Source organism: Agromyces humatus, from assembly GCF_021228295.1.
Taxonomy (GTDB): Bacteria; Actinomycetota; Actinomycetes; order Actinomycetales; family Microbacteriaceae; genus Agromyces; species Agromyces humatus.
On record NZ_JAJQPD010000009.1, the window covers coordinates 20,711 to 43,087 of the forward strand.

Below are 22,377 nucleotides of genomic sequence, written 5' to 3' on the forward strand. Positions count from 1 at the left end.
CCTTCCGTCCACATGTCGTGGGGCTCCGCCGGTCGACTCTCTCCTTCCCGCCCTCCGACCCGGAGACCTCATGCTCGGAAAAATCCTCTTCCGTTACCTGAAGCCCTACAAGTGGTGGCTGCTCGGCGTCCTGGTGTTCCAGATCGTGGCCGCGATCGGCACCTTCCTGCTGCCCAGCCTGAACGCCGACATCATCGACGAGGGGGTCTCAAAGGGCGACACCGCCTACATCTGGTCGACCGGCTCGGTCATGCTCGCGATCTCGCTCGGGCAGATCACGGCCTCGATCATCGCCACGTACTTCGCGGCGCGGGCCGCGATGAGCGCCGGTCGCGACATCCGCAACGACGTCTTCGAACGCGTCTCGAGCTTCAGTGAGCGCGAGGTCTCGAAGTTCGGGCCTGGCTCGCTCATCACCCGCAACACCAACGACGTGCAGCAGGTGCAGATGCTCGCGATGATGGGCGGCACGTTCCTCGTGACCGCGCCGATCCTCGCGATCGGCGGCATCTTCTTCGCACTGCGGCAAGACGTCGGCCTCGGGTGGATCATCGCGATCGCGGTGCCGGCGCTGCTCGTCATCGCCCTGCTCATCATCAGCCGCATGGTGCCGCTGTTCCGCAGCTACCAGAAGAAGCTCGACAGCGTGAACCGCATCATGCGCGAGCAGCTCACCGGCGTTCGCGTCGTGCGGGCGTTCGTGCGCGAGCCCATCGAAGAAGCACGGTTCGGCGAGGCGAACACCGACATCATGGTCGTCGGCCGCAAGGTCGGGTCGCTGTTCGTGCTGCTGTTCCCCCTCTTCATGCTCGTGCTCAACGTCACGGTCGTCGGAGTGGTCTGGTTCGGCGCGTTCGAGGTCGACGCCGGCAGCGTGCAGATCGGCACGCTGTTCGCCTTCATGCAGTACGTCATGCTCATCCTCACCGGCGTGCTGATGGCGAGCTTCATGACGATCATGATCCCGCGCGCCGCGGTCTCGGCCGAGCGCATCGGCGAGGTGCTCGACGCCGACACGTCGCTCATGCGACCGGCCAACCCCGTCGGCACGTTCCCGGCACCCGGCACCGTCACGTTCGCCGAGGCCGAGTTCAGCTACCCCGGGGCCCAGCACCCGGTGCTCTCGGGCATCTCGTTCACGGCGGTCAGGGGCGAGACGGTCGCCATCGTCGGCTCCACCGGGGCGGGCAAGACGACGCTCATCTCGCTCATCCCCCGCCTGTTCGACGTCACCGGTGGCAGTGTCGAGGTCGGCGGCGTCGACGTGCGCGAGGCCGATCTCGAGAAGCTCTGGAGCTCGATCGGCCTGGTGCCGCAGCGACCGTTCCTCTTCACCGGCACCGTCGCATCGAACCTGCGCTACGGGCGCGAAGAGGCGACCGACGAAGAGCTGTGGCACGCGCTCGAGATCGCGCAGGGGCGCGACTTCGTCGAAGAGATGGAGGGCGGCCTGAATGCCCGCATCTCGCAGGGCGGCACGAACGTCTCGGGCGGCCAGCGCCAGCGACTCGCGATCGCGCGGGCCATCGTGCACAACCCCGACATCCTCGTCTTCGACGACTCGTTCTCGGCGCTCGACCTCACCACCGACGCCAGACTCAGGCAAGCACTCTGGAGGGAGTTGCCACAGGTGACCAAGATCGTGGTCGCGCAGCGCGTCTCGACCATCACCGACGCCGACCGCATCATCGTGCTCGACGACGGGCGCATGGTCGGGGTCGGCACGCACGACGAACTGCTCGAATCGAGCACCACGTACCGCGAGATCGTCGAATCCCAGCTCGGAGTGGAGGCAGCACGATGACCGCGCAGACCCCCCTCTCGGCAGAAGAGCAGCTCGAGATCGAGCTCGGCGAGCAGGCACGCATCAACGCCGATGACTGGAGCGGCGCCGTCGCCCCGGGCAAGGCGAAGAACTTCGGCCAGAGCTTCGGCCGGCTCATCGGCCTGCTGAAGCCGCACGCCTTCGCGTTCGCCTTCGCGTCGATCCTCGGTGCGCTCGGCGTCGTGCTCGCCGTGTGGGCGCCCAAGGTGCTCGGCGAGGCGACGAACATCATCTTCGCCGGCGTCATCGGGCAGCAGCTTCCGCCGGGCACGACGACCGGCCAGGCCGTCGATGCGCTGCGGGCCGCCGGGCAGGACGACCTGGCGAACGTCGTCGCGACGGCCGGCGTCACTCCGGGCGAGGGCGTCGACTTCGTGCGCCTCAGCCAGGTGCTCATGCTGGTGCTCGCGCTGTACATCATCGCCTCGGTGCTCACGTGGCTTCAGGGCTACGTGATCAACGTGATCATGGTGAAGACCATGTGGCGCCTCCGCGAGTCGGTCGAAGCCAAGATCAACCGCATGCCGCTCAGCCACTTCGACAAGGTGCAGCGCGGCGAGCTGATCTCGCGGGTCACGAACGACATCGACAACATCACGCAGACGATGCAGCAATCGCTGTCGACGGTCATCACCTCGGTGCTCACCGTGCTGGGCGTGCTCATCATGATGTTCTCGATCTCGTGGCAGCTCGCCCTCGTGGCGCTCGTGTCGCTGCCGCTGATGGCCGTGATCTTCGGCATCATCGGCCCGAAGTCGCAGAAGGCGTTCGGCATCCAGTGGCGCAAGGTCGGGCGCCTCAACGCCCGCGTCGAGGAGTCGTTCTCGGGGCACGCGCTCGTCAAGGTGTTCGGTCGCGAACAGGACTCGCGGGCGAAGTTCCAGGCCGAGAACCAAGAGCTCTACGAGGCGAGCTTCAAGGCGCAGTTCCTGTCGGGCATCATCATGCCCGGCATGATGTTCATCGGAAACCTCACCTACGTCGGCATCGCCGTGCTCGGCGGCCTCATGGTCGCGAGCGGTCAGCTGCGACTCGGTGACGTGCAGGCGTTCATCCAGTACTCGCAGCAGTTCACGCAGCCGCTGTCGGAGCTGGGTGGCATGGCCGCGGTCGTGCAGTCGGGCACCGCCTCGGCCGAGCGCGTCTTCGAACTGCTCGACGCCGACGAGCAGGAGCCCGATGCGGCCGACGCCCCGGCGCCGGTCGAGGGTGACGGCACGATCGTGTTCGACCACGTGTCGTTCTCGTACAACCCCGAGCACCCGCTCATCACCGACCTGTCGTTCCGGGTCGAGCCGGGGCAGACGGTGGCGATCGTCGGCCCGACGGGCGCCGGCAAGACGACGCTCGTGAACCTCATCATGCGGTTCTACGAGCTCGACGGCGGGCGAATCCTGCTCGACGGGCAGAACATCGCCGACCTCGCCCGGCGCGACGTGCGCGCCCGCACGGGCATGGTGCTCCAAGATCCGTGGCTGTTCGCCGGGTCGATCCGCGAGAACATCCGCTACGGCCGACAGACGGCGACCGACGACGAGGTGCTCGCGGCTGCGAAGGCGACGTATGTCGACCGGTTCGTGCACTCGTTGCCCGAGGGCTACGACACCGTGCTCGACGAAGACGCGTCGAACGTCTCGGCCGGTGAGAAGCAGCTCATCACGATCGCCCGTGCCTTCGTCGCGCAGCCGTCGGTGCTCATCCTCGACGAGGCCACCTCGTCGGTCGACACCCGCACCGAGCTGCTGCTGCAGCACGCCATGGCGGCGCTGCGACAGGGCCGCACCTCGTTCGTGATCGCGCACCGTCTCTCGACGATCCGCGACGCCGACCTCATCCTCGTGATGGAGCACGGCGACATCGTCGAGAAGGGCAACCACGACGATCTCATCGCCGCGAAGGGCGCGTACTACCGCCTCTACAACTCGCAGTTCGAGCAGGCCGCGACCGACCTCGACGCCGAAGAGGCGCTCGAAGACGGCACCGTGGTCAGGTCCGAGGCGCCGAACGCGCTCGAGTCGGTGATCACGGCCGCGGGCGAGTCCGAGCTGTAGGCGCAGGCCGAAACTCCACGCCACCGCACCGCGAACCGAGCGGATGTCCCACACGGGGCATCCGCTCGTTCGCGTTCACGCGTTCACGCGTTCACGGCGAGGAACGGCTCGTGGTGGTAGCCGCTCTCGTCGAGAATCGCCACGGTCGACTCCGGCACTTCGAGGAATGCTCCCGGCAGTTCATTGAGGGGCTCCGAGACGACGACGTGGGCGTGCCGGCCGAAGAGCTTCAACCGTTCGATCTCGGGGTACAGCTCGCGCAGGGTGTCGATGTCGGCGGAGTGGAAGAGCGACCGCGACCGGCCCTGGGTCGAATAGCGGAACGCCCAGATCGTCGCGCCGTCGGAGAGCGCCATCGTGCCCTGCATCGGGAAGCGGATGCCGTGCTCGCGGCCGACCGACTCGACCATCTGCACGGCCTTCGTGATGCCGGCGATCGGGTCGTCGCGAAGGCCCAGGGTGAGCGCGAGGTGGAAGACCACCTCCGAGTCGGTCGTGCCGTGGATGTGCGGGTACAGCGACGGGTCGACTGCGAACACGAGGTCTCGCTTCATCTTCGCGAACTCCGCGAGGAAGCCGTTGTGCATGAACATCCAGTTCTCGTAGCGGAACGGATGGCAGTTCGTCTGCTGGATCGGCGGGCCACCGGCGGCGCGCACGTGACTGAAGAACAGCGGGCTCTCGATGGCCTGCGTGAGCTCCCGCAGGTTCTGGTCGTTCCAGGCGGGCTCGATGCTGTGGAACAGCGCCGGCCGACTGCCGGCGACCGAGCCGCTCGGATACCAGCCGAACCCGAAGCCGTCGCCGTTCACCGTCTCGGCGCCGAGCGGCGAGTTGAGCGACTGCTTCACGAGCGAATGCTCGGCGTCGAGGATCAACGTCGACGGGTGGAGCGGTTCACCCGAATATGCGAGCCAACGGCACATGTCCTCATCCCCCTCGCAGCGCCCCCCGGCGCACCCACATGCTAGCCCCGCGCGGGCACGGCGTCACCACTACCCCCGGACTACGCTGGAAGCGACCCGGGCCCCGCCCGCACCACCATCCGCGACACCCGAAGGCCGGCCCGTGATCACGCTGCCCCCGCTCCCGCGCCCATGGCGCATGTGGCTGCTCTGGGGGGTCGGCGTCGCGGCCTACGTGCTGTCGGTCACGAACCGCACGTCGCTCGCGTCGGTCGGCGTCGACGCGGCGGTTCGATTCGATGCGGATGCCTCGACGCTGTCGATGTTCGCGGTCATCCAGTTGGCCGTGTACGGGCTCATGCAGATCCCGGCGGGGCTGCTGCTCGACCGCTACGGCGCTCGCCCGATCATCACGATCGGCATGGTGCTGATGGCGGCAGGCCAGCTCGTGATGGCGTTCGCGCCCAGCGTGGGCATCGCGATCGTCGCCCGCATGCTGCTCGGCGCGGGCGATGCCGCCGTGTTCCCGAGCGTGCTGCGTGTGATCGCGACATGGTTCCCCGACCAGAAGGCACCGGTCATGGTGCAGATGACGGGCGTCCTCGGCCAGGCCGGCCAGCTGCTCGCCCTGCTGCCCCTCGCGGCGCTGCTGCACGCGACGACGTGGAGCGTCGCCTTCGGCAGCCTCGCGGGGCTCTGCGTGCTGTTCGCGGTGCTGACCTACGCCGTCATCCGCAACCGTCCGCCCGGCAGGGACGCCGATGTGTCGGTCGACACCTCGACGGGCGTCATCCGTGCCGTCACGTCGTCGGCCGACCTTCGAGAGGGCTTCCGCGAATCGTGGGCGCACCCCGCGACGCGCCTCGGATTCTGGTCGCATTTCACGACGCCGTTCGCGGGCACCGCGTTCGTGATGCTGTGGGGCTTCCCGTTCCTCACGGTCGGCCAGGGCTTGTCGACCTCGCTCGCGTCGCTCGTGATCGCGGTGTTCGTGGTGTTCGGCATGTTCGCCGGACCGGTGATCGGGGCGCTGTCGAGCCGGCACCCGATGCGGCGCTCGAACATGCTCGTGCTGCCGACGGTCGCGATCCAGGTCGTCGCGTGGCTCGTCGTCATCGCTCTGCCCGAGCCGGCGCCGCTCTGGCTGCTGTTCGTGCTCGCGTGCGCGCTCGCGACGGGCGGCCCCGCGTCGATGATCGCGTTCGACCACGCACGCACCTTCAATCCGAGCCACCGGCTGTCGACCGCCACGGGCATCGTCAACGGCGGCGGTTTCCTCGCGGGCCTCATCGCGATCTTCCTGATCGGCCTCGCGATGGACCTGCAGGGCGCCGGCACTCCCGAGACCTACAGCCTCGAGGCGTTCCGGGTCGCGTTCCTCACCCAGGTGCCGCTGTGGCTGCTCGGTTCGGCGTTCATCGTCATCGAGCGCAAGCGCACTCGGCTGCACATCGGCCTCGACGAGCGGCGCCCGCGCCGCCGCGACCGCGGGCAGATCTGACAGGGCACGCAGCGAGGCCGGGAAGCGAGCGGGTGGCGCTGCGCCGCCCGCACACGCGAAACGGCCCGGGCGACTCGCCCGGGCCGTCCCGCATTCCCCGCTACTTGATCGATGCCGCCTCGAAGGCCCGCTCGATCTCCTGGCTGAAGGTGTTGCCCGCAGCGTCGGTCGCTGTGACCCGCAGGTCGACCCAGCCCCCGGCATCCGGCACGCGGATGTCGGCGTCGTAGGTCGTGAGGTAGGCACGTGCCTCGGGGAAACCATCGACCGGCGGCTCACCGGGGCCCGAGTCATCCGCCGACGTGACGTCGAGGTCGACGCTGGTCCATGCGCCGCCGGCGACGCGCGCTTCGAGCGTCGCACCCGTGATCGCGCCTGATCCGACTGCGCCGGCCACATGTCCGAGCTCGAGGCCCAGCTTCACGGGCTTGCCCTTCTTGCGGTCGTCGCCGACTCGGCCCGAGTCGTCGAGGTCGACGTCGTAGTAGGCCTGCAGCATCGGCAGGATCTGCCGCGTGTAGTCGGTCGAGTCCCACGTCGATGAGAACGCCCATTCGGTGCGGGTCATGGTCGACGACGGAGTCGCACTGCCATCGTGCGTCGCCGTGTTCACCACCCGCACGTCGTGCTCGCCGTCGACGATGCCGAAGAGGTTCAGACCCTGGAACTGCGAGGTCTTCACGAGTTCGCCGTCGAGGTGCAGTTCGATCGACTGCGCGATCCCCGGGATGCCGGCGTACGTGTCGAATGCGCCGGTGCGTTCGGGCGAGTCACCGTCGGACCATGAGGGCAGGTTCAACTGCACCCCGTCGCCCGACCGCAGCGGCGCCCAGTACCCGGGCCCGACGTACGGGCGCACGACCGAACCGAAGTAGCTCGCCTCGGCGCGCTCGCCCGGCTCGTACGCACGAACGATGTCTCGGATGTCCCATCCCCAGTCGATCGCGTTCACGTTCTGGTACCACTCGACCTGGTCGGTGTTCACCCACTCGGCCCGTTCGATGCCGCGTGTGGTGCGCATCGGGAACCCGGTGCCGTACTCGGTGCTCGGCACGAAGTCGTACCGGTACTCGCCGACGGTCGCGCCCTGCTCGCCGTGGTAGGTGGTGTCGATGCGCGCGAGCTCCTTCGGCGTGTAGGCGAGGTTCTCGGGTACCGATCCGTCGCTGTACCGGGCGATGTCGAAGACCTCGTCGGCGACCGGGATACCCTCGCCCCTGACCGTCGTCGGCTTCGCGGCGATGGTCTCGAGCACCTGCCGTCCTTGCACGCCGCTGATCGCGGCGACGGGGATGGCGACGTCGGCGGTGTAGTCCTCGGAGCCGACCCACTCGCTGAGTTCGCCGTCGCCGTCGTTGACGACGATGAGCAGCTTGGCTCCGGCCGCGGCGGCGTTCGCGGCGCGTGCCGATGCCGGCACCGTGTCGGAACGCGTGACGACCGCGACCTTGCCCTTCACGTCGACCGCCGCGAACTCCTCGACGCTGCCGAGGCCGGCGTCGACCGCACGGGCGCGGATCTCACCGTCGAGCAACGAGGATCCGACCTGCGGAATGAGGTCGAGCTGCACTTTGCCCGCCTGCAACGCGAGCAGCGGCTGCTGCAGGCGCCAGCGGGTGGTGAAGTCGAAGCTCTCGGCCTCGGGGGCGTCCATCGGCTGGGCGTAGAGCTCGTCGATCCACACCGGGGCGAGTGCGCTGCCGCTGAAGCCGTCGACCGTGAAGTCCATGCGGCGCACGACCGGCTCGAGGCCGTCTTCGCCGACGTCGACAGTGACGGGCTTGGTGGCACGGGCGTCGAACGCGACCGTCGCAGCACTGTCGAGCACGACGTCGGGGTCGCCGACGAGCGCGATCGTCTCGGTGTCGGCCTCACGTGCGACGTCCATGAACGACATCACCGAGTAGAGGCCGCCGGGCAGGCGCAGGGTGGTCTCCCCGGCGACGCCGAACGACGTGTACCAGCCGGTGGCGGCGTTCCAGATCCATCCGTAGGTCTCGAGCGGCTCGCCCTCGAAGTCGGTCGCGGTGACCGTGAGGTCGTAGCGCTCGGCCTCGGCGATGATGCCCAGCGCAGTGCGGGTCACGGCGGTGCCGTCGACCGTGGCGGTGAGCACGCCCGAGTACTGCGCGCCCGCGGGCACCTTCGTCGGGTCGGCCGTGAGGGTCACCGAGCGGGTCTCGCCTGCGGGGATCGTCACCTCGTCGGCGTCGATCGCGAGCACGTCGGAGGTCGCAGTCGCCGACATCGGCACCGGGCCGCCGTCGCCGCCGGGTGTGGTGTCGGTGAGCGTCGCTCCGACAGCAAGCACGACCTCAGCGTCGCCGCGGTTCGCGTACTCGATAGTGCGCACGACCGGCTCGGCCGCCTCGCCCCACGAGAGCATCCCGAAGTCGCCCGAGCCCGAGGCCACGACCGTCGACTCGACGGCGTTCGCGACATCGACCACGCCGGAACCGACCTCGTAGGGGGTGAGCCCCACGTCGGTCGCGGTGCTCACGAGCGCCGCGCGCAGTTGCGCCGAGGTGTACTCGGGATGCTGCTGCTTCACGATCGCGGCGGCACCCGCGACATGCGGGGTGGCCATCGAGGTGCCGCTCATGCCGATGTAGGCGCCGTCGCCTGCACTGTCGGCCGAGCGTGCCGCGGTGACGTCGTTGCCGGGGCCCGCGAGGTCGGGCTTCAGCGCGCCCGAACGCACGAGCGGTCCCTGGCTCGAGAACCACGAGAGCGCGCCGGTCGGGTCGTCGATCGAACCGATCGTGAGGGCGCTCGCGGCGGCGCCGGGCGAGCCGATCGTCTCGGGCGCGGAGGAGTTGCCGGCCGCGACGACGAAGAGCGCATCGGTCTCGGCCGAGATCGTGTCGAGCGCCTCGGACATCACGTCGAGGCCGTCGGAGCCCTGCCGGGTGCCGAGGCTCATCGACACGATGTCGGCGCGCTCGGCGGCCCACTCCATCGCGGCGATGATCCACGAGTCCTGGCCCGAGCCTCCGGCGTCGAGCACCTTGCCGACGAGCAGGTCGGCGCCGTCGGCGACTCCGCGGTGGGTGCCGTCGCTCGCGGCACCCGTGCCGGCGATCGTCGAGGCGACGTGCGTGCCGTGACCGTTCGGGTCGTCGGCGACGTCTTCACCGGGCACGAAACTCGTCGACTCGCCGAGCACGCGGCCGGCGAGGTCGGGGTGGGTGTCGTCGTAGCCGGTGTCGAGCACGGCGACGGTGACGCCGTCACCGGTGTAGCCGGCGGCCCACGCCGTCGGGGCGCCGATGTAGGGCACGCTCGAGTCGAGGGTCGCCTCGACCTTGCCGTCGAGGTGGATGGCCTCGATGCCGCCGCCGAGCGAGGCCTCGGAGGGGTCGGCGCTGAAGGCGCGGGGACCGGCTGCAGGGGCATCCGTCAGCGTGGCCCACGTCGTCGCAGCGCTCTCGTGATCGGCGGTCGCGGCCGCGCCGCCGATGCTCGCGAGCGGTGTGCCGATCTCGACGCCGGGCACGGGGGCCGGCGCCGACCGGCGCGACGCCGCACCGTCTTCGAGCTCGACGATGATGGGCGTCGCATCGACCGAGGCGTCGTCGTAGCCGAACTCGATGAGCTGCGACACGTTGAACAGGTCGCGGTCGAGCACGCCCGCCGCGAGGTAGGGCATCGCGGCGGCCGGCAGCACGTGCAGGTCGCCGGCGACCTCGATGGTCTGCACGCCCGCACCGGGTTCGGCGGTCTCGATCTCGACGGCGTGCGTGCCGTCGGAGAGGTCGGTGACCCGCACCCGGTCGCCGGTGATGAGCGTGACCGCGTGCTCGTCGGTGGGGGCGGCGGCGGCGGGCGCGTTCGGGACGCCGCCGCCACCACCCGGGTCACCGGGATCTGCCGCCGCCGGGAAGGCTGCGGCGCCGATTCCCGCGACGCCGATCGCGATGCCGCTGATGGCGGCTGCGATCGAGCGTCTGCGGCGTGATGCGGGTGATCTATTGCTTCGTGGCATGTAGGGATACCTCTCGCATGTCGGACGTGACTTGCCATGCACGCTTCCACACGGCGTTGGCTAGGGTGGTGGCGGAGAGATGCCATGGCCTCGATCCGCCACGACGGTGCCGACGTCGATGCGCGTCGTCGTGGGCGGTCGTGGCAGGGCGGAACGGAAGGCTCGCGTGCTCGAGGCGATCGGACTGGACGACGAGCACACCGCGGTCTACCGGCAGATCCTGCGTGTGCCGTCGGCGAGCGTCGACGAACTCGCCGCCGCTGCCGGCATGACCCCGAGCCTGGTCCGGCAGATCATCGAAGATCTCGAGGGACTCGGGCTGCTGGCCCGGCAGGCATCCGCGCCCGACCGCGTGGTCGGGTCGCCCCCGTCGCTCGCGCTGCGCCCCATGCTGCTCGAACGCGAACGACGCCTCACACAGGCGCACGAGGCGCTCGTGCAGTTGAGTGAGCTGTACCGACAGGGTGCGGCGCAGCGCGACGCGCCCGACGTGGTCGATGTGATCCTGGGCACCGATGCGGTGCGCCAACGGTTCGCGCAACTGCAGGCCTCGGCCGCTCGACAGGTGCGCGTCTTCGTGCTGAACGAGGTCGCATTCCTCGACGCGAGCGAGAACGAGGAGGAGGAGCGTGCCCTCAGACGTGGCGTGCGCTACCGCGTGATCGTCGAGAAGGCGGTGCTCGAACGGCCGGGGTTCATCGACGCGGTCCGCGAATCGGCCCCGCACGGCGAGGAGGTGCGGGTGCTGCCGACGCTGCCGACCCGCCTCATCATCGCCGACGACCAGGTGGCGTTGCTGCCGATGCGGTCGCACGGCGACGAGCGGGCGTCGGGTGCGTTGCTCGTGCACCCGAGCGGCCTGCTCGATCTCGTGATGGCGATCTTCGAGGAGTTCTGGGCGGTGTCGACCGAGTTCGGCTCGGAGGGCGAGATGCCGGGCTCGCACGATGGCATCGATCGCGACCTGCTGAAACTGCTGCTGCTCGGGCTGACGGATGCCGCAGCCGCGGCGCAGCTCGGAATCTCGCTGCGCACCGTGCAGCGGCGGGTGGCCGAACTCATGGAGACGGCCGGCGTGACGACGCGAATCCAACTCGGCGCCGAGGCCGTGCGACGCGCGTGGGTGTGAGGTGGGTCTGACATGGCCTGACGTCGCGCAGCATGCCGTGCGCGGCATGTAGGTGCGCACAGGTATGCACGACGCCGCGGCGCCGCGACGGCAAGCTCTCAGAAGCGTCCGCCGCGCGGGCCCTTCGGTGCGCCCGATTTGGCGGGGGCCACCTCGAATGCACGCACGATCTGCTGGCTGAACGTATTGCCCGCGGCATCGGTCGCGGTCACCCGCAAGTCGATCCACGCGCCCGCGTCGGGTGCCGCGATCGCTGCCCGGTACGCCGAGACGAAGGCACGCGACTCGACGAAATCGTCGGCGCCCGGGTCGACAGGCCCGGACGGAGCATCCGTCTCGCTCGCTTGCAGCTCGACCGGTGTCCACTCGCCGCCGACGACTCGCTTCTCGAGCGTTGCGGCGGTGACCGTGTCGCTGTCGATCGCGCCAGCGATGTGACCGATTTCGAGCCCCAGCTCGACCGGCGCGCCCGCCTTGCGACCGGCACCGACGGTGCCCGCAGTGTCGAGATCGACGTCGTAGAAGGCCTGCAGCATCGGCAGCAGCTGCTCGGTCAAGTCGGTCGAGGTGCCCGACGAGCGGAAGGTCCACTCGCTGACGGTCTCGGTCGACGACGCGAGGTAGGTGCCGTCGTGCCTGGCGGTGTTGCGCACCCGCCAGGCGGTCTCGCCGTCGGGCAGGTCGAAGACGGTGGCCGCCTGCCACGGCGATGATGAGAACAGCTCGCCGTCGATCCACACCTCGGTGAGCTGCGACCGATCGGTGCGCCCCGAGAAGATGTCGAACGCGCCGGTGTGCTGTGCGCTGCCGCCGTCGCCCCACGACGGTACGTTCACCTGCGCCCATCCGCCCTGGCGGTTCGGCGCCCAGTAGCCGGGGCCGACATACGGGCGCACGATCGGGCTGAACCAGTTCTCGGTCGAGACCGATCCGGGCTCGTACGCCTGTCGCAAGCCGCGCACCTCCCAGCCCGCGTCGAGCGCGAGCGCGAACTGGTACCACTCGACCTCGCCGGTGTTCACCCATTCGGTGCGCTCGATGCCCCGCTCAGTGCGCTGCATGAAGCCCTCGCCGTACTGCACGCCGGGAGCGTAGTCGTAGCGGAACTCACCGACGGGCTCGCCCGCGTTGCCGTGGTAGCTCGTGTCGATGCGGGCCAGCTGCTCGGGACGGTAGTCAAGCTTCGCCGGGATCGAACCCTCGGTGTCGTTCGCGATGTCGAACGTCTCGGTCGCGGTCGGCACGCCGAGACCCGTGATCGTCACCTTCTTCGCGGCGATCGCGTCGAGGAGCCGGGAGCCCTGCACCCCGCTCATCGCGGCGACCGGGATGGCGACGGACGTCAGGTAGTCATCAGAACCCACCCACTCGCTGAGCTCGCCGTCGGCGTCGTTGACCACGAGGAGCAGCTTCGCTCCCGCGGCGAGCGCGTTGACCGCACGCGAGTGCGGCGAGACGTCGTTCGATCGGGTGACGACCGCGATCCTGCCGGCGACCGCCGACCCGAGGGCGGCGAACTCCGCGGCGCTGCCGGTTCCCGCGTCGACGGCGTCGGCGCGCACCTTGCCGTCGAGAAGGACCGAGCCGGCCTGCGTGATGAGGTCGAGTTGCTCCTTACCGGCGGCCAGCGCGAGCGTGGGCTGCTGCAGACGCCACCGGGTCGTGAACCCAAAGTCCTCGGCCTTCGGCGCCTCGAGCGGCTGGGCGGTGAAGCCGTCGATCCACGGCAGGCCGAAGATGCTGCCCGTGAACCCGTCGACGCGGTAGGACATCTTGCTGAAGGCGGCTTCGAGCCCGGCCTTGCCGACGTCGACGGTCACCGGCTTCGTGGCACGCGCGTCGAAGGCGACCGCTGCAGGTGCGTCGAGCACGAGGTCGGGGTCGCCGACCAGGGCCGTCACCTTGGAGTCGGCTTCGACGTCGACGTCCATGTACGACATCACCGAGTAGCGCCCGCCGGGCAGGCGCATGGTCTGTTCGCCCGCAACGCCGATCAACTCGAAGTATCCCGTCTCGACCTGGTAAAGGATGCCGTAGGCGTCGACGGGCTCGCCGTCGAAGCCGGTGGCCGTGATCGTGAGGTCGTATCGCTCGGGCTCGGCGATGATGCCGATCGCGGTGCGTGCGACGGCGGTGCCGTCGATCGACGCGACGAGGGTGCCCGAGTACTGCGTGCCGCCCGGCACCGCGGCGGGGTCGGCCGTCATCGTGACGGTGCGGGTCTCGCCGGCCGGGATCTCGAGTGTGTCGACGTCGATCGCGACCACGCCCTCGGGTGCACCGCCGAGCGACGCCGACAGCGTCAGTACGACCTCATCGGCGGTGCGGTTCGTGTAGTCGACGGCGCGCACCACGGCCTCGGGCGCCTCGCCCCACGCGAGCGTGCCGAAGTCGCCCGAGCCCGCGGCAACAACCGGTGCGTCGAGTGCCTGCTCGATGTCGACGACGCCGCTGCCCGTCTCGTACGAGGTGAGTCCGACGTCGGTGGCGCTGCTGATGAGCAGCGAGCGGATCTGGTCGCCGGTGTACTCGGGATGCTGCTGCTTGAGGATCGCCGCAGCGCCCGCGACGTGCGGCGTCGCCATCGACGTGCCGCTCATGCCGATGTAGCTGCCGTCGCCGGGGCTGTCGGCCGATCGGGCCGCCGTGATATCGCTGCCGGGGCCCGCCAGTTCGGGCTTCAGGGCGCCCGAGATCGCGAGCGGTCCCTGGCTCGAGAACTCCGAGCGCGCTCCGCTCGGGTCGAGGACCGAGGCGATCGTCAGCGCACGCTCGGCGGAACCGGGTGAGCCGATCGTCTCGGGCGCATAGGAGTTTCCCGCGGCGACGACGAAGAGTGCGCCTGTCTGCTCGGAGATCGTATTGAGCGCCTCGGACATGGGGTCGTTGCCGTCATCGGCCTGCGACGAGCCGAGGCTCATCGAGACGATGTCGGCGTTGGCGCCCGCCCATTCCATTGCCTCGATGATCCACGAGTCCTGGCCCGAGCCGTCGGCGCCGAGTACCTTGCCCACGAGCAGGTCGGCGCCGTCGGCGACGCCGCGGTGCACACCCTCGCTCGCGGCGCCGGTGCCGGCGATCGTCGAGGCGACGTGGGTGCCGTGACCGTTCGGGTCGTCGGCGACGTCTTCGCCGGGCACGAAGCTCGTCGACTCGGGTAGTACCCGTCCGGCGAGGTCGGCGTGGGTGTCGTCGTACCCGGTGTCGAGCACGGCGACCGTGACACCCTCGCCGGTGAACCCGGCTTCCCAGGCCTCGCGGGCGCCGATCCACGGCACACTCGAGTCGAGCGTCGCCCGCACCTTGCCGTCGAGGTGGATCGCGTCGATGCCACCGCCGAGGGCGACCTCGGTGCTGAATGCGCGCGGGCCGGATGCCCCGGTCAGGGCGTTCCACGTCACAGCGGCTGTCGCGTGCTCGGCGGTGGCTGCGGCGCCGCCGACGCTCTCGAGCGTCGTGCCGACCTCGACACCGGGCAGCGGTGCGCTGTGCGTGGTGGGCCCATCGGTGTACTCGACGATGATCGGCGTCGCGTCGACCGAGGCGTCGTCGTAGCCGAACTCGATGAGCCGCGTGACGTTGAAGAGGTCGTCGTCGACGACACCCGCGGCGAGGTACGGCATCGCCGACCGCGGCAGCACGTGCAGCTCTCCGCCGAGTTCCGCGGTCTGCACCGCGGCACCTTCGACGGCCGTCTCGATGCGCACGGCGTGAGCGCCGCCCGCGAGATCGGTCACGTGCACCCGGTCGCCGGTGATGAGGGTCACGGTGTGCGTCTCGCCCGCGGCAGCGGCTGGGGAGGTGTCGGATGCCGCGGGCGGAGCGCCTCCCCCGGCGGCCGGATCGGCGACCGCGGGGAGCGCGGCTGCGCCGACGCCTGCGACGCCGATCGCGAGGCCGCTGATGGCGGCCGCGATCGAACGCCGCCAGCGTCGCGCGGATGGTGTGCTGCTTTGTGGCATGGGTGAACCTCTCGCATCTGTGGCTGGCTTGCAAGCACGCTGTCACACGCGCGTGGCTAGGGTGGTGGCGAAGAGTTGACATGGCCGCGACTCGCCACGGCCCCAGCCATCGGAGGCGCGTGTGCTCGACGCGATCGGACTCGACGACGAACAGTCCGCCGTGTATCGGCTGCTGCTGTCGACGCCGTCGGCCACGATCGACGAGATCGCGGCTGCCGCGTCGATGCCCACGGCCCACGTACGGGCGGTCGTCGACGACCTCGAACGGCTCGGCCTGCTCGCCCGGCAGGCCTCGGCGCCAGATCGGGTGGTCGCGTCGCCACCGTCGCTCGCGCTGCGCCCGATGCTGCTCGAACGCGAGCGTCGACTGACCGAGGCGCATGAGATGCTCGCGCAACTCAGCGAGCTCTACCGCGAGGGCGCACTGCGACGCGAGGTGCCCGACGTGATCGACGTGGTGCTCGGCCCCGACGCCGTGGTGCAGCGGCTGGGTCAGTTGCAGGCCGCTGCGGTCCAGCGTGTCGACGTCTTCGTGCTGCGTGAGGTCGCTCTCGTCGGTGGCGACGAGAACATCGAGGAGGACCGCGCGCTCGCCCGCGGTGTCGCCTATCGGGTGGTCGTCGAGGCTGGCGTGGTCGAGCGCCCCGGGTTCCTCGACCAGGCGCGGTCGGTGATGCCCCTCGGCGAGGAGATCCGCGTGCTGCCCACCCTGCCGACCAGGCTGTTCATCGCCGACGGCGAACTCGCCCTGCTGCCGATGTGGTCGCACGGCGACCAGAAGGTCTCGGGCGCGCTCCTCGTGCACCCGAGCAGCCTGCTCGATCTCGTCAACGCGATGTTCGAGTCGTCGTGGCGCTCAGCCACGAGGCTCGTCGAGACAGGTTCGCTCGCTGCCGACGACGAGGCGGTCGACCGCGAGCTTGTAAAGCTCGTCATGCTCGGGCTGACCGATGCCGCGGCAGGCGCCCAGCTCGGCATCTCGGCGCGCACGGTGCAGCGTCGGCTTGCCGACCTCATGGAGGCGACGGGCGTGCTGACCCGCCTGCAACTCGCCGCCGAGGCGGTTCGACGCGGCTGGGTATGAGACGCGTTCGCCCGCTGGCGGTTGACGCGCCTCGGTGCCGAGTCCAGTATGAGGAAGGTTCGGGTGGGGACATCCGCCTCGCTCGAATGATCGTGGACCACCGTCACCGAACGTGCCCATCGGCACAAGGGGGTTATGCCATGCTCCGTCAGCTCGCCATCGCATCAGCGGCAGCGCTCATCCTCACCGGCCTCGTGGCCGCGCCGAGCGCCGCGAGTCCAGCGCCACCACCGGGTGGCGACGATCCACTGGCCGTGTACACCGGCACCGTCGATCGTGAGGGCCTCGCCGCCATCGTCGACCTCGGCGTCGACCGGCACGAGCTCGTCGCGACACCGATCGCCGAGTCATCCGACCGGGTCGAGGTGCAGGTCATCCTGAGCGGTGACCAAGCCGCCGCGCTCAATGCGCGGGGCGCCGAGCTCTCGGCGAAGCAGCCGGCCGCGCAGCGGCGTTCGCTGCAGGCGACCGACGGGGTCTACCGGCAGTACTACCCCGAGGGCGGGCTGCTCGACGAGATCATGAGCCAGGCCGCCGCGCATCCCGGCATCGCCCAGTTCCGCGTCATCGGGCAGACGACCGACGGCAACGACATCGGCGCGGTGCGGGTCACCGGCGACATCGCGAAGCAGAAGAAGGACGGCAAGCGGCCGACCACCATCTACGTCGGCGCGCAGCACGCGCGCGAGTGGATCACGCCCGAGATGGTGCGTCGCCTGCTCGACCTGTACCTGAACTCGTACGGAACCGATGAGCGCATCACCGACATCATCGACTCGACCGAGCTGTGGTTCGTGCCGGTCGCGAACCCCGACGGATACGACTTCACGTTCACCGAGGGCAACCGGCTCTGGCGCAAGAACCTGCGCGACAACAATGGAGACGGCGTCATCACCACGGGTGACGGCGTCGACCTGAACCGCAACTTCGCCACCCGCTGGGGCTACGACAACGAGGGCTCGTCGCCGAACCCGGCGAGCGAGACCTACCGCGGCCCCGGGCCGAACTCCGAGGCCGAGACGCAGGCGCTCGACTCGCTGTTCGCGACGACGACGGCCGAGTTCCTCGTGAACTACCACTCGGCGGCCGAGCTGCTGCTGCACGGCATCGGCTGGCAGGTGTCGACCCCGTCGCCCGATGACGTGATCTACGAGGCGATGGTCGGCGACGACGCGGACCCGGCGATCGAGGGCTACGACCCCGATATCTCGGCCGAGCTGTACACGACCAACGGCGACACCGACACGCACGCGCAGGAGGAGTACGGCACGCTCGGCTTCACCCCCGAGATGACCACCTGCGAGACCGTGTCGAACTCGATCCCCGACGACGAGTGGGTCGCCGACGACTGCCAGAGCGGCTTCAACTTCCCCGACGACGAGGAGCTGATCCAGGCCGAGTTCGAGAAGAACATCCCGTTCGCCCTTGCGGTGGCCGAGTCGGCGCTCGATCCGGATGACCCGGTGTCGGTCGTCGACCGCGAGGCCGAGGACTTCCGCGTCGACAGCTTCGAGGTGTCGTACGGAGACCCGCAGCCCGTCGCGGTGACGGCCAAGCGCAGCCTCAAGGCGAAGTCCATGTTCTACTCGATCAACGGCGGCGCGACCGTCAAGGCCAAGCTCGACGAGTGGGCCGGCGGCGAACGCTACGGCTTCGAGAACACCGACTACTACGCCGAGTACCGGGGCGTCGTGACGGGTGCGAGCCCGGGCGACAGCGTCGAGGTGTGGTTCACGGCGCAGGAGACTGCAGCCGATGTCGGGCCGGGCGAGAAGCCGGGCAAGACCGAGAGCGAGCACTTCACGTACGAGCTCGCGCAGGACTCGGGCAGCCCGGTGCTCGTGCTCGCGAACGAGGACTACACGGGCGTGAACCCGACCTACCCGGCCGGCTCGACAGCCCCGAAGTACCTCGACGAGCATGTCGCGGCGCTCGAGGCCAACGGCGTGACCCCGGCCACGTGGGATGTCGACGCGCAGGGCGTGCCGCACGACCTCGGGGTGCTCTCGCACTTCGACGGCGTGATCTGGTACCTGGGCGACAACCGGCTGACGCAGGATCCTGAGGACTTCATCACCGACACGTTCCTGTTCGGCCCGTTGCCCGACCTCGCGGTCGCCGAACGGCAGCAGTACCTGACGATGTCGGTGCGCGACTACCTCAACGAGGGCGGCAAGCTGGCGCACTCGGGCGAGACGTCGGCGTACTTCGGCCTGCTCGGCGACCAGATCGGCGGCATCTACTACGGCCTCGACGGCGCGCCCGAAGAGGACTGCGTGATCTCCGGGGACTTCTTCTCGGACTGCCTGCTGCTCGCCGACGACTTCACGCAGTACTGGCTGGGCGCCAACTCGCGCACCGCCAGTGACTTCACCGGTACGACGGGAATCGCGCCGCCGCTCGAGGGGTTCACCGGCACGTTCGGCGGGCCCGCGACGGTCGACAACCCCGTCGACGAGGCGGGCGCGTTCGTCGCGACGAGCGACGTGCTGCCGGTCGACGAGTTCCCGCAGTTCGCGAGTGAGGGCGCCGCCGAGTACGCGAGCCCGTACGACGCGGTCGAGGGAGAGTGGGCGGCAGCCGCCGGCCACGTCGACTTCGGCTACCAGCGCCTCGCCCGCACGTTCGATCTCACTGGCGTGAGCGCGGCCGATGCTCCGGCGTTCGAGGCGCAGATCGCGTTCAACACCGAGCCGAGCTACGACAACGTCATCGTCGAGGTGCACACCGTCGGACAGGACAACTGGACGACGCTCGCGTCGCCCGGTGAGACCACCTCGAGCATGCCCGCTGAATGCGCGGCGGGCTTCCTGCTCGATCTGCACCCGTTCCTGCTGAACTACATTACGCCCGGCAGCCCGTGCACGCCGGCGAGCCCTGGTTCGTGGAACCGGCTCACGGGCTCGACGAACGGCTGGATCCCGGTGTCGTTCGATCTGTCGGCCTACGCGGGCCAGCAGATCGAGCTCGTGGTCAGCTATGTCACCGACCCGGCGAGCGGCGGGCTCGGCGCGATCATCGACGACACCAAGCTGGTGGTCGCGGGCAACGCGACGCAGGCCGAGGGCTTCGAAACGGGTCTCGGCGCGTGGCAACTGCTCGGCGCACCTGAGGGCAGCCCCGCGAACCTGAGCGACTGGGAACGCGCGCAGGGACTCGCGACCCTGCTGTCGACGGTCACGACGCCCGATTCGATCCTCTTCGGGTTCGGGTTCGAGCAGCTCGACTCCGATGCGGCACGTGAAGACGTCGTCGCGCGGATCCTGACGCACTTCGCCGGGTAGCGAAGCGCCGAAGAACGGATGTCCCGCCGCGGGGTTGCCCCGCGGCGGGACATCCGCTTCATGGGTCTCGATTCGGCGCCGGCACGCGTATCGATTCCCCGCGGGACATCCGTTCAGCGGATCCCGCGCCGGAACAGCAGTAGCGGCGTGCGCTCGGCGTACTCGCGATACTCGTCGCCGAACGCGTCGAGCAGTCGATACTGCTCGACGTGCGCCTTGATCACGAGGACGACCGTGAGCAGCACCCACACCAGACCGAGTTCGGGACGTGCCCGCCACAGCACCCACCCGGCCGTGGCGAGGATCAGGCCGAGGTAGATCGGGTTGCGGGTGAACCGGAACACGCCGGTGGTGCGCAGCGAGGCGCCGGACTTCGGCGCGACCCACACCACGAGTTCACGGCCGAGGCTGACCGCGCCGGCGATCGCGAGCGCGGCGCCGAGCAACAGCAGCAGCGTGGCGACCGCGGTGATCGGCGGGGCGCCCCACAGAGGCGGCCCGGGGAGCACGAGCAGGCCGAGCAGCACGAACTGCGCCCACACCAGCCAGTTCGCCCGATCGGCCACCGGTTACCGCCTCGCTTGTGTCGGGCTACGCCGGGCGGTCGCCGACGAGTTCGGCGCGGTTCGCCTCGTACTTCGGCCTGCCCACCCATCGCCAGACGAGCCGCACGGGCGGAGGCAGGTGCTTGCGCTGCCACTCGGCGCCGCCATCGGGCTGCGCGGCGAGGATCGCCCCGAGCTGGAAGAACATGCGCCCCTTCGGCGTGGCCTTGCGACCGTGCTCGCCGAGCGCGTCGACCTCGGTCTGCGTGAGCACCGCCTCCATGACGGGGACGATGTTGTGCTCTTCGTCGCCCAGATGCTCGTAGAGCGCGGCGTTCACGCCATCGAGCGCGACGCCGAGCCTCGCCGCATCGACGGACCTTCCGCTCGCGCGCCAGGCCGGGAGCGCGGCGTCGAGCGCCGTCAGGTGCACGAGCAGCTGCGCATGCTGCGCCTTCATGCGCTCGACGTGCGGCGCACACGCCGGTGAGCGCTGTTCGAGGGCACCCCAGAGCATGCTGTCTTCGCCCTCGTGGTGTGCATGCAGCCCGGTGGAGAGCATGGCGAGGTGGTCGGCCACGACGCCCGCGTGGGCCGTGTTGCCCTCGCGCACTCCGTCGATGAGGGCGCGGGCCTCGCCGAACCCGACGCGGAACATGCGGTGGATCTCGGCCATGCCGCTCGCGTCGCAGATCTTCGCGCCGGTGGGCAGGTCGCCGCTGGGAGGCAGTGCGGTCGCGGGCATGACGGCTCCGTTCGTCGACGTTGAGTGCCTTCGCGCGAAGGATACGGCGAAGTCGGATGCCGCGACAAGACCCCGTACGGGCCACGGCACCGGTGTCATGCGCGGCGAGTAGCATCGCGCACATGCGCATCCGCTTCACCGCTTCGATCTATGAATGGGCGGCGCGACGCAACTGGTTCTTCGTCGACGTGCCGCCCGAGCCGAGCGCCGACATCGCCGACCGGCCCCGCATGCCGCGCGGCTTCGACTCGGTGCGCGTCACCGCGACCGTCGGAACGACCACGTGGAACACGTCGATCTTCCCCGGCGGCGGCACCTATGCGCTGCCCCTGAAGGCCGCGGTGCTGAAGGCCGAGGGCATCGGCCGCGGCGACGAGATCACGGTCGATCTCGACGTGCACGACGGGTAGGCAGGCGAGTCGGGTAGCGTGCTCGAATGCACGTCACGCAGCTTCGGATCTACCCCGTCAAGTCCTTCGCCGGCCTCGACGTGGTCTCGGCCGAGGTGCTGCCGTGGGGACTCGCGGGCGATCGTCGCTGGGGCGTCGTCGACGTGAACGGCGTGCCCGTCACCGCCCGCGAACGCAATTCGATGCTCGGTCTCACGGCCGAACCGCTCGTCGACGGCGGCCTGCTGCTCAGCGACGGCGGCGGCGGCCCGCTGCGGATCGATGTGCCGACGGATGCCTCGCCCATCGACGTGGGCCATTCCCGCCAGGGCACCGCCCTGGCGGCGGGCGACGAGGCCGACGAGTGGCTGAGTGCTCGCCTGGGTGCGCCCGTGCGACTCGTGTGGCAGCCCGATCCGCGCGCCCGCAGCGTGAACCCGAACCACGGCGGACTCCCCGGCGAGGTGCTGACGCTCGCCGACGCCGGCCCGCTGCTGCTCACGAGCGAGGCATCGCTCGCCCGTCTCGACGCGTGGACCGATGATGCGACTCCCCCGCTCGACATGCGACGGTTCCGCCCGAACGTGGTCATCGACGGTGACGAGCCGTTCGCCGAGGAGCGGTGGTCGCACATCGACCTCGGCGGGTTGCGCTTTCGGGTGGCCTCGCACTGCGACCGCTGCGTGATGACGACGATCGACCCCGACACGCTCGCCCGCGGCAAAGAGCCGATCCGTACGCTCGCGAAGCACCGCCGCCGTGACGGCAAGACCTGGTTCGGCGTGCGGCTCGTGCCCACGACGCAGGGCACGATCGGCGTCGGCGACGTGGCACTGGCTTCGTGAGCCCGGTTGGCACGGTTGGCCCGGTTGGCCCGGCGCGCCGACTGTTGCGCGGATCGGCGCGCGAGGCCCGTGATGTCGGATGCCTCGGCTAACGTGGCTCCAACCTCGCAGCACCCCTTCTCGACCC

13 protein-coding genes are annotated in these 22,377 nt (G+C 69.8%); 8 read left to right on the forward strand and 5 right to left on the reverse strand.

The window, feature by feature from the left end:
• The first annotated feature begins 70 nt into the window (after positions 1-70).
• Both LSF15_RS14935 and LSF15_RS14940 read left to right on the forward strand, forming a co-directional pair.
• Complete coding sequence (locus LSF15_RS14935; protein WP_232499351.1) at positions 71-1,804, forward strand: ABC transporter ATP-binding protein; 1,734 nt, start codon at positions 71-73, stop codon at positions 1,802-1,804.
• Positions 1,801-3,876, forward strand: a complete 2,076-nt coding sequence (locus LSF15_RS14940) for an ABC transporter ATP-binding protein (RefSeq protein ID WP_232499352.1) — start codon at positions 1,801-1,803, stop codon at positions 3,874-3,876. The genes LSF15_RS14935 and LSF15_RS14940 overlap by 4 nt, the downstream gene beginning before the upstream one ends.
• Before the next feature lie 83 nt (positions 3,877-3,959).
• Here the strand turns inward: LSF15_RS14940 and LSF15_RS14945 are convergent, their stop codons facing one another.
• On the reverse strand, positions 3,960-4,802 hold the full coding sequence (locus tag LSF15_RS14945) for a class II glutamine amidotransferase (RefSeq protein WP_232499353.1): 843 nt from the start codon (positions 4,800-4,802) through the stop codon (positions 3,960-3,962).
• Positions 4,803-4,980: 178 nt separating this feature from the next.
• On the opposite strand from LSF15_RS14945, the gene LSF15_RS14950 reads away from it, so the two are divergent.
• Positions 4,981-6,282: an MFS transporter gene (locus tag LSF15_RS14950; protein WP_232499461.1), complete on the forward strand. Its 1,302-nt coding sequence runs from the start codon at positions 4,981-4,983 to the stop codon at positions 6,280-6,282.
• 100 nt (positions 6,283-6,382) lie between these two features.
• Here the strand turns inward: LSF15_RS14950 and LSF15_RS14955 are convergent, their stop codons facing one another.
• Positions 6,383-10,267, reverse strand: a complete 3,885-nt coding sequence (locus LSF15_RS14955; RefSeq protein ID WP_232499354.1) for a S8 family peptidase — start codon at positions 10,265-10,267, stop codon at positions 6,383-6,385.
• A gap of 79 nt (positions 10,268-10,346) precedes the next feature.
• On the opposite strand from LSF15_RS14955, the gene LSF15_RS14960 reads away from it, so the two are divergent.
• Entirely contained in the window at positions 10,347-11,396 is a 1,050-nt protein-coding gene (locus LSF15_RS14960; protein ID WP_232499355.1) for a MarR family transcriptional regulator, read from the forward strand.
• A 98-nt stretch (positions 11,397-11,494) separates the two neighbouring features.
• Here the strand turns inward: LSF15_RS14960 and LSF15_RS14965 are convergent, their stop codons facing one another.
• The gene (locus tag LSF15_RS14965) at positions 11,495-15,358 is read right to left on the reverse strand and encodes a S8 family peptidase (RefSeq protein WP_232499356.1); all 3,864 of its coding nucleotides are present in this window, start codon (positions 15,356-15,358) and stop codon (positions 11,495-11,497) included.
• Positions 15,359-15,479: 121 nt separating this feature from the next.
• On the opposite strand from LSF15_RS14965, the gene LSF15_RS14970 reads away from it, so the two are divergent.
• Both LSF15_RS14970 and LSF15_RS14975 read left to right on the forward strand, forming a co-directional pair.
• Positions 15,480-16,442, forward strand: a complete 963-nt coding sequence (locus tag LSF15_RS14970) for a helix-turn-helix domain-containing protein (RefSeq protein ID WP_232499357.1) — start codon at positions 15,480-15,482, stop codon at positions 16,440-16,442.
• Between the two features lie 140 nt (positions 16,443-16,582).
• Positions 16,583-19,726, forward strand: coding sequence for a M14 family metallopeptidase (locus tag LSF15_RS14975; RefSeq protein ID WP_232499358.1), 3,144 nt, complete (start codon positions 16,583-16,585; stop codon positions 19,724-19,726).
• 113 nt (positions 19,727-19,839) lie between these two features.
• Here the strand turns inward: LSF15_RS14975 and LSF15_RS14980 are convergent, their stop codons facing one another.
• Both LSF15_RS14980 and LSF15_RS14985 read right to left on the reverse strand, forming a co-directional pair.
• The gene (locus LSF15_RS14980; RefSeq protein WP_232499359.1) at positions 19,840-20,292 is read right to left on the reverse strand and encodes a methyltransferase family protein; all 453 of its coding nucleotides are present in this window, start codon (positions 20,290-20,292) and stop codon (positions 19,840-19,842) included.
• A 25-nt stretch (positions 20,293-20,317) separates the two neighbouring features.
• Positions 20,318-21,016, reverse strand: coding sequence for a hemerythrin domain-containing protein (locus LSF15_RS14985; protein ID WP_232499360.1), 699 nt, complete (start codon positions 21,014-21,016; stop codon positions 20,318-20,320).
• A gap of 122 nt (positions 21,017-21,138) precedes the next feature.
• Between LSF15_RS14985 and LSF15_RS14990 the strand changes: the two genes are divergently transcribed.
• Both LSF15_RS14990 and LSF15_RS14995 read left to right on the forward strand, forming a co-directional pair.
• Positions 21,139-21,426 carry a DUF1905 domain-containing protein gene (locus LSF15_RS14990; protein WP_232499361.1) on the forward strand — a complete coding sequence of 96 codons (288 nt, stop codon included), beginning with the start codon at positions 21,139-21,141 and terminating at the stop codon, positions 21,424-21,426.
• A 26-nt stretch (positions 21,427-21,452) separates the two neighbouring features.
• The gene (locus LSF15_RS14995; protein ID WP_232499362.1) at positions 21,453-22,250 is read left to right on the forward strand and encodes an MOSC domain-containing protein; all 798 of its coding nucleotides are present in this window, start codon (positions 21,453-21,455) and stop codon (positions 22,248-22,250) included.
• Positions 22,251-22,377: the final 127 nt, after the last annotated feature.